The sequence below is a fragment of the Mycobacterium sp. G7A2 genome, assembly GCF_041902445.1.
GTDB lineage: Bacteria > Actinomycetota > Actinomycetes > Mycobacteriales > Mycobacteriaceae > Mycobacterium.
In genome coordinates, this window is record NZ_CP169251.1 from 2,758,011 (window position 1) to 2,773,070 (window position 15,060).

General features: G+C 67.7%; 15 protein-coding genes. 9 read left to right on the forward strand and 6 right to left on the reverse strand.

From position 1 onward, the window contains the following. The first annotated feature begins 28 nt into the window (after nt 1-28). On the forward strand, nt 29-859 hold the full coding sequence (locus ACEWX3_RS13285; protein ID WP_207064720.1) for a tRNA (adenine-N1)-methyltransferase: 831 nt from the start codon (nt 29-31) through the stop codon (nt 857-859). 16 nt (nt 860-875) lie between these two features. On the opposite strand, the gene ACEWX3_RS13290 is transcribed toward ACEWX3_RS13285, so the two are convergent. The 3 genes from ACEWX3_RS13290 to ACEWX3_RS13300 are packed head-to-tail and all read right to left on the reverse strand — an operon-like array spanning nt 876 to nt 2,370. Then, nucleotides 876-1,172 carry a DUF503 domain-containing protein gene (locus ACEWX3_RS13290; RefSeq protein WP_207064719.1) on the reverse strand — a complete coding sequence of 99 codons (297 nt, stop codon included), beginning with the start codon at nt 1,170-1,172 and terminating at the stop codon, nt 876-878. A 3-nt stretch (nt 1,173-1,175) separates the two neighbouring features. Beyond that, entirely contained in the window at nt 1,176-1,832 is a 657-nt protein-coding gene (locus tag ACEWX3_RS13295; protein WP_374159651.1) for a hypothetical protein, read from the reverse strand. Nucleotides 1,833-1,869: 37 nt separating this feature from the next. Beyond that, nucleotides 1,870-2,370, reverse strand: a complete 501-nt coding sequence (locus tag ACEWX3_RS13300) for a hypothetical protein (protein WP_207064717.1) — start codon at nt 2,368-2,370, stop codon at nt 1,870-1,872. A gap of 146 nt (nt 2,371-2,516) precedes the next feature. Here ACEWX3_RS13300 and arc point away from each other — a divergent pair, with 146 nt between their 5' ends. Both arc and ACEWX3_RS13310 read left to right on the forward strand, forming a co-directional pair. After that, nucleotides 2,517-4,364 carry a proteasome ATPase gene (gene arc, locus ACEWX3_RS13305; RefSeq protein WP_207064716.1) on the forward strand — a complete coding sequence of 616 codons (1,848 nt, stop codon included), beginning with the start codon at nt 2,517-2,519 and terminating at the stop codon, nt 4,362-4,364. Between the two features lie 153 nt (nt 4,365-4,517). Further along, nucleotides 4,518-4,835, forward strand: coding sequence for a hypothetical protein (locus tag ACEWX3_RS13310; RefSeq protein ID WP_207064715.1), 318 nt, complete (start codon nt 4,518-4,520; stop codon nt 4,833-4,835). A gap of 3 nt (nt 4,836-4,838) precedes the next feature. On the opposite strand, the gene ACEWX3_RS13315 is transcribed toward ACEWX3_RS13310, so the two are convergent. Continuing rightward, entirely contained in the window at nt 4,839-5,441 is a 603-nt protein-coding gene (locus ACEWX3_RS13315; protein WP_374159652.1) for a hypothetical protein, read from the reverse strand. 107 nt (nt 5,442-5,548) lie between these two features. Between ACEWX3_RS13315 and ACEWX3_RS13320 the strand changes: the two genes are divergently transcribed. Further along, nucleotides 5,549-6,073, forward strand: a complete 525-nt coding sequence (locus ACEWX3_RS13320; RefSeq protein WP_374159653.1) for a DUF4333 domain-containing protein — start codon at nt 5,549-5,551, stop codon at nt 6,071-6,073. Nucleotides 6,074-6,121: 48 nt separating this feature from the next. Continuing rightward, a complete protein-coding gene (locus ACEWX3_RS13325) occupies nt 6,122-8,800 on the forward strand; it encodes a LuxR C-terminal-related transcriptional regulator (protein WP_374159654.1) in 2,679 nt (892 codons plus the stop codon). Here ACEWX3_RS13325 and ACEWX3_RS13330 read toward each other — a convergent pair. After that, the gene (locus ACEWX3_RS13330; RefSeq protein WP_207064712.1) at nt 8,776-9,936 is read right to left on the reverse strand and encodes a hypothetical protein; all 1,161 of its coding nucleotides are present in this window, start codon (nt 9,934-9,936) and stop codon (nt 8,776-8,778) included. The two genes, ACEWX3_RS13325 and ACEWX3_RS13330, sit on opposite strands and share 25 nt — an antisense overlap. Further along, a complete protein-coding gene (locus ACEWX3_RS13335; protein WP_207064711.1) occupies nt 9,933-11,078 on the reverse strand; it encodes a hypothetical protein in 1,146 nt (381 codons plus the stop codon). The genes ACEWX3_RS13330 and ACEWX3_RS13335 overlap by 4 nt, the downstream gene beginning before the upstream one ends. A 105-nt stretch (nt 11,079-11,183) precedes the next feature. Between ACEWX3_RS13335 and dop the strand changes: the two genes are divergently transcribed. The 4 genes from dop to prcA all read left to right on the forward strand — a co-directional run bounded on the left by dop (nt 11,184) and on the right by prcA (nt 14,652). Then, nucleotides 11,184-12,692, forward strand: coding sequence for a depupylase/deamidase Dop (gene dop / locus ACEWX3_RS13340; protein WP_207064710.1), 1,509 nt, complete (start codon nt 11,184-11,186; stop codon nt 12,690-12,692). Nucleotides 12,693-12,797: 105 nt separating this feature from the next. Then, complete coding sequence (locus tag ACEWX3_RS13345) at nt 12,798-12,992, forward strand: ubiquitin-like protein Pup (RefSeq protein ID WP_152517549.1); 195 nt, start codon at nt 12,798-12,800, stop codon at nt 12,990-12,992. After that, nucleotides 12,989-13,924: a proteasome subunit beta gene (gene prcB / locus ACEWX3_RS13350; RefSeq protein WP_207064709.1), complete on the forward strand. Its 936-nt coding sequence runs from the start codon at nt 12,989-12,991 to the stop codon at nt 13,922-13,924. The genes ACEWX3_RS13345 and prcB overlap by 4 nt, the downstream gene beginning before the upstream one ends. Continuing rightward, nucleotides 13,921-14,652 (forward strand): proteasome subunit alpha, encoded by a 732-nt coding sequence (gene prcA, locus ACEWX3_RS13355; RefSeq protein ID WP_221358755.1) that lies wholly within the window; start codon nt 13,921-13,923, stop codon nt 14,650-14,652. The genes prcB and prcA overlap by 4 nt, the downstream gene beginning before the upstream one ends. Nucleotides 14,653-15,060: the final 408 nt, after the last annotated feature.

Below are 15,060 nucleotides of genomic sequence, written 5' to 3' on the forward strand. Positions count from 1 at the left end.
GGGGCGGCGGCTGGCAGGCTGGTCAGCTGTGCGCAGAACCGGTCCTTTCGCCGTCGGTGACCGCGTGCAACTCACCGACACCAAGGGCCGGCGCTACACGATGCTGCTCAAGCCGGGCGGCGAGTTCCACACGCACCGCGGCATCATCGCCCTCGACGACGTGATCGGGCTGCCCGAGGGCAGCGTCATCCGGGCCACGAACGGCGACCCGTTCCTGGTGCTGCGCCCGCTGCTGGTCGATTACGTGATGTCGATGCCGCGGGGCGCGCAGGTCGTCTATCCGAAAGACGCCGCGCAGATCGTCCACGAGGGTGACATCTTTCCCGGCGCCAGGGTGCTCGAGGCCGGTGCTGGATCCGGCGCCTTGACGTGCTCGTTGCTGCGCGCCGTCGGACCCGGCGGCCAGGTGACGTCCTACGAGGTCCGCGACGACCACGCCGAGCACGCGGTCCGCAACGTCACGACCTTCTTCGGCGAGCAGCCGCCGAACTGGGAACTGGTCACCGCCGACCTCGCCGACTACTCCGGCGGTGAGGTGGATCGCGTGGTGCTGGACATGCTGGCACCGTGGGAGGTGCTCGGGACCGTCGCCGACGCGCTCGTCGCCGGCGGCGTGTTGATGGTGTACGTGGCCACCGTGACCCAGTTGTCGAAGACCGTGGAAGCGCTGCGCGAACAACAGTGCTGGACCGAGCCGCGGGCCTGGGAGAGCATGCAGCGCGGCTGGCACGTGGTCGGCCTCGCGGTGCGCCCGGAGCATTCCATGCGGGGGCACACGGCATTTCTGATCAGTGCCCGCAGGCTGGCGCCCGGCGCAGTGGCGCCGGTTCCCACCCGCAAGAAACGCCCTTCGATCTGACGGTCTGCCGCGTGGCTCAGTCGTCATCCGGACGGCGCAGGCCGCGGCGCACCGACAGCAGCTCGACCTCGGGACGCGCCGCGACCAGGCGCTCGGCGGCATCGAGCACCTCGACCACGTGGGCACGCTCGCCGGAGACAACGGCCATGCCGACCCCGGCACGCCGGTACAGGTCCTGAGCACCCGTCTCGGCGGCGGACACCGTGAAGCGGCGGGTGAGTTCGGCGACGAGTGGTCGCACCACCGAGCGCTTCTCCTTGAGCGAGCGCACATCTCCGAGCAGCAGGTCGAATTCCAGCCAGCCGATCCACATCGGTCAGGGCGTCGGGGTCGGGGACGGCGGCGCAGGCGCCGGTGGTGGCGGTGCCGCGGGCGGACCGGGTGCCGGGTTCGGAGCCGGCGGACCGGGTTCCGGCGGCGGCTGTGGGGTTGGCGGCGGTGCCCCCGGGTCACCGTCCAGTTCCAGCAGCAGGTCGGCGGTCCGCCGGGTCAGCTGCCATGACTCGTCAGCCGGCGCGAACTCCATCGGGAAGGTGAACTCGCCAGTCTGGGGATTGCTGGTTCGAACCACAACCGTGGCCACGACGTTGCCGGGGTCGGCTTGCGACCAGGCCATGTCGCGGACCTCGAAGGTCAGGGGTAACGCACCGTTGTCGCGTAGCGCAGTGGCGAAGCGGTCGAGTCCGGCGGCTTCGTCGGCGGTGCCGTTCTCGATCAGGACGATCTTCTGGTCGCCGGGCAGGGCCGGATCGGCCAGCCGGCCCATCACCTCGGTCAGCGCCGCCGGAGCCGGCAGTGGCGGCCCGCCCCGAGCCGGAGGGGCGGGTGGGGCGAGCCCGACCGACGGGGCGGGCGACGTTTCGACCGTCGCCGTCGTTCCAGCGGATTCGGGATCACCGGACGGCGCGCACCCACCGAGACCGAGCGCCGCCGCAGCTGCGGCGGCGCTCAGGATCGCGACGGTATGACGCACAGCGTCATGCTTCGTTAAGAAGTGACAGAAGTAGAGATCAGCCCACGGCGGAGATGAGTGCCATCGCCGACGACTTGGACAGTTGCCAGCCGGTCGGGCTGGGTCCGGCGATGAACGTCAGCGGCTGGCTGGCGACCTGACCGGCCGGGGAGGCCGCGGTCACGAAGGCCGTGGCGACCGGGCCGTTCTGATCGATGTCGGCGATCGTGAAGGTCAACGGGAAGTAGCCCTTGGCCGCGGCGTTGTTGTAACCGCTGTCGGCCACCCTGGCCTCGATCCGCCCCAGGCCACCCTGGACGTAGCTGGACTTGGCGCCCGAGAACGATCCGGGGCCGGCCAGCGCGCTCAGCGTCGACATCAACGGACCCTGCAACTCGGGAGCCGGCGCCGCGGGCATCGGGGCATCGATGGCAGCCGGGCTGGCCGACGCGATTCCCGACCCCACTGCAATTGAGGTCACACCCACCGCCGCGGCACCCGCCAGCACGGTAGCTGCAGCCCCTGCGGTCAGGCTGTTCACGAGGCTTTTCAGGGTCACGGTTGTCCTTCCGTTCGGACGTTCGATCATCAGAGGTTAACAGTGTTGCTGGTGTGTCGAATTCCTAGACCACACACAAAGTCTGAATCGCCGGTAGCGTTGAAGTTGTTACCGCACCAACTTACGGTGCGGGGGAGGAGCGCAATATGAGTGAGTCCGAGCGTTCTGAAGCCTCTGAAGTCTTTGGGACACCCTCCGATAGCCGTCTGTCCAGCGAAGACGCTGCAGAACTGGAAGAACTGCGCCGGGAAGCGGCGATTCTGCGCGAACAGCTGGAAAGTGCGGTAGGTCCTGCGAGCGGGTTGCGCAGCGCGCGCGACGTGCATCAGCTCGAGGCCCGGATCGACTCGCTCGCCGCCCGCAACGCCAAGCTGATGGACACGCTCAAGGAAGCCCGCCAGCAATTGCTGGCCCTGCGCGAGGAGGTCGACCGGCTCGGCCAGCCGCCCAGCGGCTACGGCGTGCTGTTGTCCGTGCAGGAGGACGACACCGTCGACGTGTTCACCTCCGGGCGCAAGATGCGGCTGACCTGCTCGCCGAACATCGATGCCAAGGAGCTCAAGAAGGGCCAGACGGTTCGCCTCAACGAGGCGTTGACTGTGGTCGAGGCCGGCCACTTCGAATCGGTGGGCGAGATCAGCACACTGCGCGAGATCCTGTCGGACGGGCACCGCGCGCTGGTCGTCGGCCACGCCGACGAAGAACGGATCGTGTGGCTGGCAGAGCCGCTGGTGGCCGCCGAGGACCTGCCCGAGGACGCCGCCGTCGACGGTGACGATCTGACCGACGACCGGCCGCGCAGGCTGCGTCCCGGCGACTCCCTGCTCGTGGACACCAAGGCCGGCTACGCCTTCGAGCGAATCCCGAAGGCCGAGGTCGAGGACCTCGTGCTCGAGGAGGTCCCTGACGTCAGCTACCACGACATCGGTGGCCTCACGCGGCAGATCGAGCAGATCCGCGATGCCGTCGAGCTGCCGTTCCTGCACAAGGAGCTCTACCGGGAGTACTCGCTGCGCCCACCCAAAGGCGTGCTGCTCTACGGCCCACCCGGGTGCGGCAAGACGCTCATCGCCAAGGCGGTCGCCAACTCGCTGGCGAAGAAGATGGCCGAGGTCCGCGGAGACGACGCCCGCGAGGCGAAGTCCTACTTCCTCAACATCAAGGGCCCCGAACTGCTGAACAAGTTCGTCGGCGAGACGGAGCGCCACATCCGGCTGATCTTCCAGCGGGCACGCGAGAAGGCCTCCGAAGGCACCCCTGTCATCGTGTTCTTCGACGAGATGGACTCGATCTTCCGCACCCGCGGCACCGGGGTCAGCTCGGACGTCGAAACGACCGTCGTGCCGCAGCTCCTCAGTGAGATCGACGGCGTGGAAGGGCTGGAGAATGTCATCGTCATCGGCGCCTCCAACCGTGAGGACATGATCGACCCGGCGATCCTGCGGCCCGGCCGCCTGGACGTCAAGATCAAGATCGAACGGCCGGACGCCGAGGCGGCCCAGGACATCTTCAGCAAGTACCTCACCGAGGATCTGCCGGTGCACGCCGACGACCTCTCCGAGTTCTCCGGAGATCGCGGGTCCACGATCAAGGCGATGATCGAGAAGGTCGTCGACCGCATGTACGCGGAGATCGACGACAACCGGTTCCTCGAGGTGACCTACGCCAACGGCGACAAAGAGGTCATGTACTTCAAGGACTTCAACTCCGGCGCGATGATCCAGAACGTCGTGGACCGGGCCAAGAAGTACGCGATCAAGTCGGTGCTGGAAACCGGTCAGCCCGGTCTGCGCATCCAGCACCTGCTCGACTCGATCGTCGACGAATTCGCCGAGAACGAGGACCTGCCCAACACCACCAATCCGGATGACTGGGCACGCATCTCGGGCAAGAAGGGCGAGCGGATCGTCTACATCCGCACCCTGGTGACCGGCAAGAGCAGCAGCGCCAACCGGGCCATCGACACCGAGAGCAACCTGGGGCAGTACCTGTAGGGACGTGCGCGTGCCGGTTGGGTGGTGACATCCGGCCGGCACGTCGTCATGTTGTCGGGTGCACGACGCATCGAGTTCATCTCCCTGACCCCCGCCGGTCGTCGATCAGGCGCACATTCATTGCGCCTATCGGTCCGAGTCAGGGAGTGAACAATGCAGGTCACAAGTGTTGTTGTCAGCGCGGCGACGGTGCTTGTCGCCGCAGCCCTCGCCGTCGCCGCCCCCGCGGCGGCACAGCCGAGCTGGGAGATGCCCGACGTCGAGGGCGAGGTCCTGCAGGATGCGTGGGACACGGTCGTCTCGACAACCGACGGTGCGGTGGTGCCCGAAACCGCGACTGCCGAGGGCCCGCCCTTCGAGCAGTTCAACCTCACCAACTGGGAAGTGTGCTCGCAGTCGCCCGACGAGGGTGACGAGATCTCGGCGGAGTCGCCGCCCGAGTTCGAGGTCATGCGTCCGGGCGCCTGCTGAGCGTCAGCGCACCAACGAGTAGCTGTTCGTGAGGTCGTCCTGCAACACCTGGGCGGCCTCTGTGCTGGTGTCGATGCGCAGTTCCTCGTCGAGGACGCGGGTCCGGTACGACCAACCCTCGGGCAGTCGCAGCCGATCACCGAGACCGGCCAGGTCGTCGAAACCCAGCGTCGGATCGACGACCTGGCTGTAGGTCTGCATGACCCAGCGCCCACCCTCGGCGTCGAGCAGTTCGAAGACCGTGCGGCCGGGGCGGTAGATGAATACCGCATGGCGGTTGACGGTGTTGGGCAGATACGGTCCCGGGTTCATCGACGTCAACGCCACGGTCGCCTGGCGCAGCATGTCGATGCCGCCGAACGTGACCACCTCGCGCCGGCCCGTCATGTCCTTCTCCACGGTGTCCATCAGCCAGTACCGGGGACCGTTGAGCAGGGCGGCGTCCGCACCGTGCTCTCGTGCGAGGGCGTCGGCATCCAGCCGGGACCACAACCCGGCGGGACAGTCGTTGAGGGGGAAGGTGTTGTACACGGTGGCTTCCGGGCCGTTGTCCCCGACCCGGACGAGCAGCACCTCGCCATAGCGCTTTCGCCAGAAATCCTGCACGGTCGGAAATGTAGCCGCCGACGGGTGCCTCTCGCCTCGAAAGGCGTGTCCAGAATGGGAAATTGTTCCCATATCCAGGTTGATCAGGGCTCGCTAGCGTCGAGAGCGTGACGATTTCGCGACCCGTATGGGCGGCGCTCACCCTGACGATTCCCGTCGTCGCCGGCTGCCAGTTCTCCTTCTCGACCGGCGGGCCGGACTACGAGAAGCTCGAAACGACGATGGCCGACGAGCTGAACACCCAATACGAGTCCATCTCTCAACGAGTCTCCGCAGTGCGCTGCCCACGCCCCGACGAGACTCCCAAGACCGGTGACAGCATCACGTGCGTGGCCGATCTGGCCGGCAATGACGTGCGTGTGGAAGCCACGTTCACCAGCGACGACTATGACGTGAACTTCGCCACCATCGACACCGTGTACGACCTGGGTGACACCGCAGACGGCCTCGCCGACGACATCTCGGCCGAGTACGGGTTCGACGTCAGCGTCGAGTGCGGTGACGGCATCAAGATCGTCGAGGTGGGCAGTACCTTCGAATGCGAGGCTGCTGACCGTAGCGGCGACACCCGCCCGGTCGTGGTGACCGCCGGCGGACCCGACGAGAACGACCAGTGGGAGGTCATCGAGTAAGCCGCGACGGGCCGCTGTCGCTGCCGATCTGGGATAGCCTGCCTGCCAATGGCGGGTTTGACATGGCGGCGTGAGCTCGGCGAGCGGCTCGCGCGCGCATGGCGCCGGGCTGAGCACGGCGGCGGCCAGGTCGTCGTCGTGGTCGGTGATCCCGGCATGGGAAAGACGACCATGCTTTCCTGGCTCGCCGAGCACATCGGTACTGCGGCCCGCACGGTGACCTGTCGGGGTGGTGACGCCGCGGCCGCGCTGTCCACCGCCGTCGACATCGCGACCGGCTGGCCGCAGCCGATCCGGGCGCGGATGAGGGCCGGTGACCTCGACCCGATGCACGCCGCCGAAGTGTTGTGCGAGGGATTCGAGACGGCGCACGGCGCTGCACTCCTGGTCGACGACGTCCACGCGGCGGACCCCGCCAGTCGCACCGCACTGAACCTGGCCCTCCGCCGTGCGGTCATGAGCGGGGTGCTGGTGGTGGTCACCGGACGCCGGGTGCCGTCGGTGCACGCTTTCGCCGAGGGCTTCGTGGTCGAGGAACTCGGCGGTCTCGATCCCGCCGATGCGGCGGCGGTGCTCGAATCGACCGGTGTCGAACCGATCGCGCCGGGGGTGGCCTCGCGGCTGATCGACCTTGCCGCCGGGAACCCGCTGGCGTTGGCGCAACTGCCCCACGCGCTGTCGCGCGAACAACTCGCCGGTAAGCAGCCGCTTCCCGACGAAATCCCGCTCCTCGGCGACCTCGCCGCAGCATTCACCCGCTATCTCCCCCCACCGGGCAGCGGCGCACGCGAGCTGCTGGACCGTATCGCCCTGTCGTCCGACGACTCCTGGTCGTGCATCGAGTCGTCCGCACTGGTCGACCCGGAGACAGCGCTCGAAGAGCTCGAGAACCTCGGCCTGGCTGAGCTGTCCCACGGTCGGCTCACGCTGCACCACCCGCTGTTGCGCAGCGCCGTGATCGGAAGCATGACCGAGCATCGACGACGGCAACTACACCTCGAATTCGCCGACTCTGCGGCCCTTTCGGCCGAGGTGAAACTGGCGCATCGGGCTCGAGGGACGGTTGGGCCGGACGAGGATCTGGCCGAATCGCTGGTGCAAGCCGCGGCCCGGATGCGCGCTGGTCGCGGAATCGAATCGGCCGCCCGCATGCTCGACCATGCGGCGCAGATGACTGGAAGTGACGCCCGCCGAGGTCACCTGTTGCTCGAGGCCGCCGAGTTGCTCGGTGCCGCCGGGGACGCCCAGGCCGCCCGGTACCGTCTCGAAGCTGTTCTGGCCGAGGAGCGCTGGGCCGATCTCCACGTTGCCGCCACGCTCACCCTGGCCACGCTGGAAGCCGTCGACGGTGCACCCGCGGCCGCCCAGCAGCGACTCATGGAGTGCGTCGCGGTGGCGGCACCGGATCAGGTCGGCGTGGTGGAGGCCCGCATGGCCATCCCGCTCGGAATGCTCGGATTGGTGCAGCAGATCATCGAATCCGCCGAGGCGGCGGTCGCGCACACCCGGCCCGGCTCGGTCGAGGCCGATGTTGCGCGCGTCGTCCTCGCGCACGCCGCCAGCGCCAGGGATGAGGGCCGCGCCGGAGAGTTCGTCGACTCGCTCGAGCCGCTCGATCTGGTCGCCGCCATCCGCCACGACCCACTGGTCGGTTTGCATGTCGGACGCGCGATGGCCATCGCCGAACGCTATGCCGAAGCGACCACGGCTCTGACCCGGTTGATCGGCTCCCTGCGGGCCGAGGGGGCGCGTGCCTCGCTTGCGATGGCCTATGGGGCACTGGGGGAGAACCACATTCGGGCATCCCGGTTCGACGACGCGTTGGTGTGCCTGGACGAAGCTGTGGCGTTGTGCATGGGAACCGGGCAGCGCGCGTTCGCGCCGTTCTGGCTCGGGTTGCGAGCTCGCGTCGCGGCGGTCCGCGGTGACGACCAGGCCGCGCAGGCCGATCTCGATCTCGGATTCACGATCTCGGATCGGCAGTCGACGTTCGGCGCACGCTACTTCCTGCTGGCCAACGCGGGCTTGACCGCGTTGACCGAACGCCGCGACGACGACGTGATCGCCAAGCTGGGGGAGTGCTGGGCGTTCGAGCAGGCCGGTGGATTACTGGCACCGCAGGTGGCCAGGTGGCACGTGGACCTGGTCGAGGTCTACTCCCGGAGGGGGCGCCACGACGACGCCGTTCCCCTCGTCGAGCACCTGGAGACTGTCGCCGCCGCCTCCGGTGTCAGCCGCTGGACCCGGGCGACTGCCCGACGTGCCCGCGCGCTGCTGTGTGCGGACAGCGAACCGGAACGCGCCGGGTGCCTGCTCGACGAGGCGGTGTCGATCTTCGATCCGGAGATCGACGCCTTCGACCGTTCGCGCGCGCTGATGGACAAGGCGCGCGTCTGCACCGACCCGGCGGCTCGCGACCGTAGCCGTACCGAGGCGCTGTACGGCTTCCGGCGGATCGGTGCGTCGCCGTGGGCCGCCCAGGTGAAGGCCGACGACCGTGCGCCGCTCGACGAACTCACCGACGCCGAACGCCGCATCCTCGACGAGGTCGCCGAGGGCTTGACCAACCAGCAGATCGCGAAGCGGTTGCACCTGAGCGCGAAGACCGTGGCCAATCACCTCTATCGCGCCTATCGCAAGCTCGGTGTGTCGTCGCGTACCGAGGCGGCGCGGCACATGCTGTTGCACGACGGACGCGCGGATCAGTTGCGCTCCAGCGCAAGATAGGCATCCCTGCCCGCCAAGCTCACCGCGACGTCGGCAATCAGCGGGTCGAAGAAGCGCTGCCGGTACAGCGGGTCGACGCTGGTACTGACCGTGAAGTACAGACCCGACAGCACCGCGACGAACAGCGAGGTGTGCACGACCGTCTGGGGGATCGGGATGTTGATCCCGAACCACGTGCCGGCACAGGGCGGTTCGCCGACAGCGCAGGACGGTTCCGCCGACCACAGCACGGTGACCTCGTCGGGGATCGCGATCATGCCGAGCGCAAGGAAGAACGCGAACAGGCCCGCGGTGAACAACACGACCTGGATGGCCTGGGCGACGACCATGACCGCGACGACGTTGAACTGCTCGCCCAACGACAGCGCGGTCCGCGCCGGTGGTGTCGCACAGGCGCTCTGCAGCGGTGTGCCGACCAGCAGCGCGGCCGGGTCGGTGTGTTCGGACCTGTCCCTGCGCAGCTCGGCGACTTCGTCGCGAATTGTGGCGATCATGAACAGCAGGGCCACGATGCTCAGGAAACCGATTGTCTGCCAGAGTCTTTCGCGGCTCATTCGGGCTGACAGCTGCCAGAGCTCGCCGGTGAAGTACACGACGACGGTCAGCATCAGCAGCGGTAGCGCCCGGCTCATCAGAGTACCCAGTGCGCCGAGCTGAACCCAGGCGAACCGAAACGCCCACAACGCGATCGAACCGAAGCCGACGTAGGTCAGCCAGATCGCCACCAGCGACACGGCCAGGAAAACCGGTACTTCGGCCAGCGCGTCCGCCGACCAACCCTCCGACACGATGGGCACCACCAGCACGAACATGCCCATCACCAGCAGTGCGCCGGTGCGTCTGCCGGCTTCGGAAGCGGCGGTCCCGCGCTGGTGCAGCGCGTGCAGCCCTGAGGGGGCGGCGGCCAGCACCGCCGCGATGGCCGCCAAGCGCACCAGATAGCCGACATCCGGTTCGGCGCTGGTCCAGTCGGCGAGCAGCATGGTCAGCACCACCAGTGCTCCGACTCCGGCCACGACCGGCGCCGAACGGGCGATCAACTGCCGCGACCGGACCCGCCGGGTGAGTACCAACGGCAGCCCGCGGTGCAGGAACCACTCGTGCACCGCTGCGGCGTTCGGCGCCGACTCGATCATGTCGCGGTCGCGGTCGCGGTCCGGTAGCGGTCCCGCGCCACCAGGGTCAGCAGCAACTCCTCGACGAGCGGATCGAGATACTGCGCGCGGTACTCCTTGTCGCCGACCGCCCGCGCCGCCAGGTACATGAACGTCAGGGCGGTCAGGAACATCACCATCTGGATCAGGGCCTGCGGAATCGGCAGCGTCATGGTCAGGATCTCGCCGTCGAAGCGGCCCTGCCCGGTCAGTTCGATCAGCAGGTTCGGGCTGATCAGTATCAGCCCGAACACCAGGAAGATCAGCCCGGTCGACAGCGCGACGGTGAGCACTCGCACGAATTGCGACAGTGCCAGCACGAACACGACGTTGATCCGTTCGGCCTTCGACAGTGGTTTACGTCGCGGCCGGTCGGGCAACTGCTCGAACGGCGTGCCCACCAACATCTGCGCATGCTCGGGTCGCTTGGCCTCCGGGGCGAGGATGGGCCTGACCTGACCCATTGTTCCCGACAGCAGGAACGATGCGGCGATCAGGACGAGGAACAGCAGGGCCAGCCACAGCCGGCCCCGCGTCACCGTGGCCGCCATCTTCCAGGCCGGCCCATTGAAGAAGACGAGCATGGTCAGCAACAGGACCGGCAGCGCCCGCACGAACAGGTCGCCGATCGAGGCGAGGTTGGTCAGCATGATGCGCACCGCCCACCCCAACACGGCGCCGACGCCCGACGCGGTGCACAGCAGGATCGCCGCGATGACGATCGCCTCGGTGATCGCGTCCACCAGGACGTGGGGACTGGGTCCGCCGAAGATCGCCCCCAGCGCCGCCAGTGCGAGCGACACCACCACTGTCGCGGCCCTCAACCCGGAGTCGGAGATGCGGGACACCAACCACCCGGCGACCGAGGCCACCGGCACGACGACGACCACGACGGCGAGCACGAACCACTCGGCGCGGGTGGGGCTGCCGTCGATGTCGATGGTGTGCTTGCCGGTCACTGCGACCACGATGATCGAGAACAACATCATCACGCCGAACGCGGCCAGAGCCGGCGCGGAGCGCAGCCAGACCCTCCGGACCAGCACGCCCGGACGCAGCACGTACGGGAGACCGCGCTCGAGGAACCAGCGTTCGGCCGACTCGCGCTGATCGGTGGTGATCATGGTGGGTCAATCTCATCACGGCATCCGGTGCAATGGCGGTATTGACCGGCGTGAGCACAGTGGCCACCTGCCACTGCGTTATGGCCCATGTCTACCCTGGTTGGTATGCAACGGATCATCGGAACGGAGGTCGAGTACGGCATTTCCTCGCCGTCCGACCCGACCGCGAATCCGATCCTGACGTCCACCCAGGCTGTCCTTGCCTATGCGGCGGCGGCCGGGCTCCAGCGGGCCAAGCGGACCCGGTGGGACTACGAGGTCGAATCGCCGCTGCGTGACGCTCGCGGGTTCGACCTCAGCCGCTCCTCTGGACCGCCACCGGTGGTCGACGCCGACGAGGTCGGCGCCGCCAACATGATCCTCACCAACGGTGCCCGGCTCTACGTCGACCATGCGCATCCCGAGTACTCAGCGCCCGAGTGCACCGACCCGATGGATGCGGTGATCTGGGACAAAGCGGGGGAGCGGGTGATGGAGGCGGCCGCACGTCATGTCGCCAGCGTCCCCGGGGCTGCGAAGCTGCAGCTCTACAAGAACAACATCGACAACAAGGGCGCCTCCTACGGGTCGCACGAGAACTACCTGATGAGCCGTCAGACCCCGTTCTCGGCGGTGATCGCCGGGCTGACGCCGTTCCTGGTGTCCCGGCAGGTGGTGACCGGCTCGGGTCGGGTGGGGATCGGGCCGTCAGGTGACGAACCGGGCTTCCAGCTCTCCCAGCGTGCCGACTACATCGAGGTCGAGGTCGGCCTGGAGACCACGCTCAAACGCGGCATCATCAACACCCGCGACGAACCGCACGCCGATGCCGACAAGTACCGGCGGTTGCACGTCATCATCGGTGACGCGAACCTGTCGGAGACGTCGACCTACCTGAAGCTCGGCACCACCTCGCTGGTTCTCGACCTGATCGAGGAGGGGCCGTCGATCGGGGCGGACCTGTCCGATCTGGCGCTGGCTCGGCCGGTGCATGCAGTGCACGTGCTCTCGCGCGACCCGTCGCTGCGCGCCACGGTGGCGCTGGCCGACGGCCGGGAATTGACCGGTCTCGCGCTGCAACGGATCTACCTGGACCGGGTCGCCAAACTTGTCGACAGCCGCGACCCCGATCCCCGGGCCAACCACGTGCTGGAGACGTGGGCACACGTGCTGGACCTGCTCGAGCGGGACCCGATGGAGTGCGCCGATCTACTCGACTGGCCGGCCAAGCTGCGACTTCTCGAGGGTTTCCGGCAGCGGGAGAACCTCGGGTGGTCCGCGCCCCGGCTCCATCTGGTCGACCTGCAGTACTCGGACGTGCGGCTGGACAAGGGCCTGTACAACAGGCTCGTCGCGCGGGGTTCGATGCAGCGACTGGTCACCGAACAGCAGGTCCTCGACGCGGTGGACAACCCGCCGACCGACACCCGCGCCTACTTCCGCGGAGAGTGCCTGCGCCGCTTCGGCGCCGACATCGCCGCGGCCAGCTGGGACTCGGTGATCTTCGACCTGGGCGGGGACTCGCTGGTCCGCATCCCGACGCTGGAGCCGCTGCGGGGCAGCAAGGCCCACGTCGGGGCTCTGCTGGAGTCCGTCGACAGCGCTGTCGAGCTCGTCGAGCAGTTGACGACCTGATCGAGCTATCCCCGGCAATGACGGTGGCGACCGGTAGTGTGGGGTGACCGGCAGGACGACGGCCGGACGCCCGCACTGGGCAGGGAGACATAGCAGGAGGCAGCGATGGCTCAGGAGCAGACCAAGCGTGGCGGTGGAGGCGGCGACGACGACGACCTCTCCGGCAGCACGGGCGCCGGGCAGGAGCGCCGTGAGAAGCTGGCCGAGGACACCGACGACCTGCTGGACGAGATCGATGACGTCCTGGAGGAGAATGCTGAGGACTTTGTGCGTGCATACGTCCAGAAGGGTGGACAGTGACCTGGCCGAATCGTGAACAATCGGCCCCTCTGTCCCCGCTATCCGGAGCTGGATCGGGAATCGGGAATGCCCTACCGCAGGGTTTTTCACACGGCGGCGTGAACCTGTCGTCGTTCTCAGATTTCCTGCGCGCCCAAGCTCCCCACCTGCTGCCGTCGGGTAACCCGGCGTCCGCGGGTGTGCCCACCGACGTCGCGCCGCACGGCACCACGATCGTCGCGCTGAAATACCCGGGTGGTGTGGTGATGGCCGGTGACCGCCGAGCCACCCAGGGCCACATGATCGCCAGCCGGGACGTGCAGAAGGTGTACATCACCGACGACTACACGGTGACCGGCATCGCCGGCACGGCAGCCATCGCGGTGGAGTTCGCGCGCCTGTACGCCGTGGAACTCGAGCACTACGAGAAGCTCGAAGGGGTCGCGCTGACGTTCCCGGGCAAGGTGAACCGGCTGGCCACCATGGTCCGCGGCAACCTCGGCGCCGCGCTGCAGGGCTTCATCGCGCTGCCGCTGCTGGCCGGTTACGACAACGACGACCCCAACCCGGAAGGTGCGGGACGCATCGTGTCCTTCGATGCCGCCGGCGGGTGGAACTTCGAGGAGGAGGGCTACCAATCCGTCGGATCGGGGTCGATCTTCGCGAAGTCCTCGATGAAGAAGCTGTACTCGCAGGTCAGCGACGCCGACTCGGCCCTGCGGGTAGCGATCGAGGCGCTCTACGACGCCGCCGACGACGACTCCGCAACCGGCGGGCCCGACCTGGTGCGCGGCATCTTCCCGACCGCGGTACTGGTCGGCGCCGACGGGGCTTCCGTCGTCGACGAGCAGCAGATCGCCGCCGTGTGCCAGACCATCATCGACAGTCGTTCGCGGGCCGACACGTTCGGCCCTGACGCTCACCGTGCCGCAGACGCGCGAGGAGATTCGTGAGCTTCCCCTATTTCATCTCGCCCGAGCAGGCGATGCGCGAGCGTTCCGAGCTCGCACGCAAAGGCATCGCCCGCGGCCGCAGCGTGATCGCCCTGGCCTACGCCGACGGCGTGTTGTTCGTCGCGGAGAACCCGTCCCGCTCGCTGCAGAAGGTCAGCGAACTGTACGACCGCGTCGGATTCGCCGCCGTGGGTCGTTTCAACGAGTTCAACAATCTACGCAGCGGCGGAATCCGGTTCGCCGACACGCAGGGCTACGCGTATTCGCGGCGCGACGTCACCGGCCGCCAGTTGGCCAACGTGTACGCCCAGACGCTGGGCACGATCTTCACCGAGCAGGCCAAGCCGTACGAGGTGGAGTTGTGTGTGGCCGAGGTCGCTCACTTCGGAGAATCGAAACCACCGGAGCTGTACCGCATCACCTACGACGGATCGATCGCCGACGAGCCGCATTTCGTCGTCATGGGCGGTACCACCGAGCCGATCTCGACCGCGCTCAACGAGACCTATACGGAGAACGCGTCGCTGGGTGACGCGATGGGCATCGCGGTCAACGCGTTGACCGCCGGCGGAAACGGCAGCGAGCCGCGCACTCTGGGCCCGTCCACCCTCGAGGTCGCGATCCTCGATGTGAACCGGCCGCGGCGCGCATTTCGTCGCATCACCGGCTCGGCTCTGGAAGCGCTTCTGCCCGAAGCCGTTCCGGAGACTGACGGCGCCGAGAACTAAGTGCACTGCACCCTTGCTGCCGCCGGGGTGCAGGTGCTGGTCGGTGATCTCGACGACGCGGCCGATCTGTCCCCAGGGCAGCCCTCGAGTTCCGCGGATGGCCAAGACGTAGTCGTAGCGAACTGGCGGTGTGGTCGAGGGCACCGCTTCACCGGCGGCACCCTGGCAATGGCCTTACGTCGCGCGACGTGAACACTCCACACGTCGCGCGAGTTGAACACTCCACGCGATGTGACCACTGCCCCGCAGGGCTCGCGCTGTCGGTGATCGTCGATCGACGGTGTCAGGTCGCGCGGTGACGCTCACAGCATTTCTCCAGGCGTGTCCGTCTTGCGTGCACCGAACGCAGGGTGGATGATGTTGCGCATAACGCATCAGGTTGCGTTATACGCAACATTCTGAACATTC

Excerpts from the sequence above, each read along its gene's own strand:
- ACEWX3_RS13290 (WP_207064719.1), bottom strand. The coding sequence starts at position 1,172 with ATGTGGATCGGCTGGCTGGAATTCGACCTGCTGCTCGGAGATGTGCGC.
- arc (WP_207064716.1), top strand. The coding sequence starts at position 2,517 with ATGAGTGAGTCCGAGCGTTCTGAAGCCTCTGAAGTCTTTGGGACACCC.
- ACEWX3_RS13310 (WP_207064715.1), top strand. The coding sequence starts at position 4,518 with ATGCAGGTCACAAGTGTTGTTGTCAGCGCGGCGACGGTGCTTGTCGCC.
- ACEWX3_RS13325 (WP_374159654.1), top strand. The coding sequence starts at position 6,122 with ATGGCGGGTTTGACATGGCGGCGTGAGCTCGGCGAGCGGCTCGCGCGC.
- ACEWX3_RS13330 (WP_207064712.1), bottom strand. The coding sequence starts at position 9,936 with ATGATCGAGTCGGCGCCGAACGCCGCAGCGGTGCACGAGTGGTTCCTG.
- ACEWX3_RS13335 (WP_207064711.1), bottom strand. The coding sequence starts at position 11,078 with ATGATCACCACCGATCAGCGCGAGTCGGCCGAACGCTGGTTCCTCGAG.
- dop (WP_207064710.1), top strand. The coding sequence starts at position 11,184 with ATGCAACGGATCATCGGAACGGAGGTCGAGTACGGCATTTCCTCGCCG.
- ACEWX3_RS13345 (WP_152517549.1), top strand. The coding sequence starts at position 12,798 with ATGGCTCAGGAGCAGACCAAGCGTGGCGGTGGAGGCGGCGACGACGAC.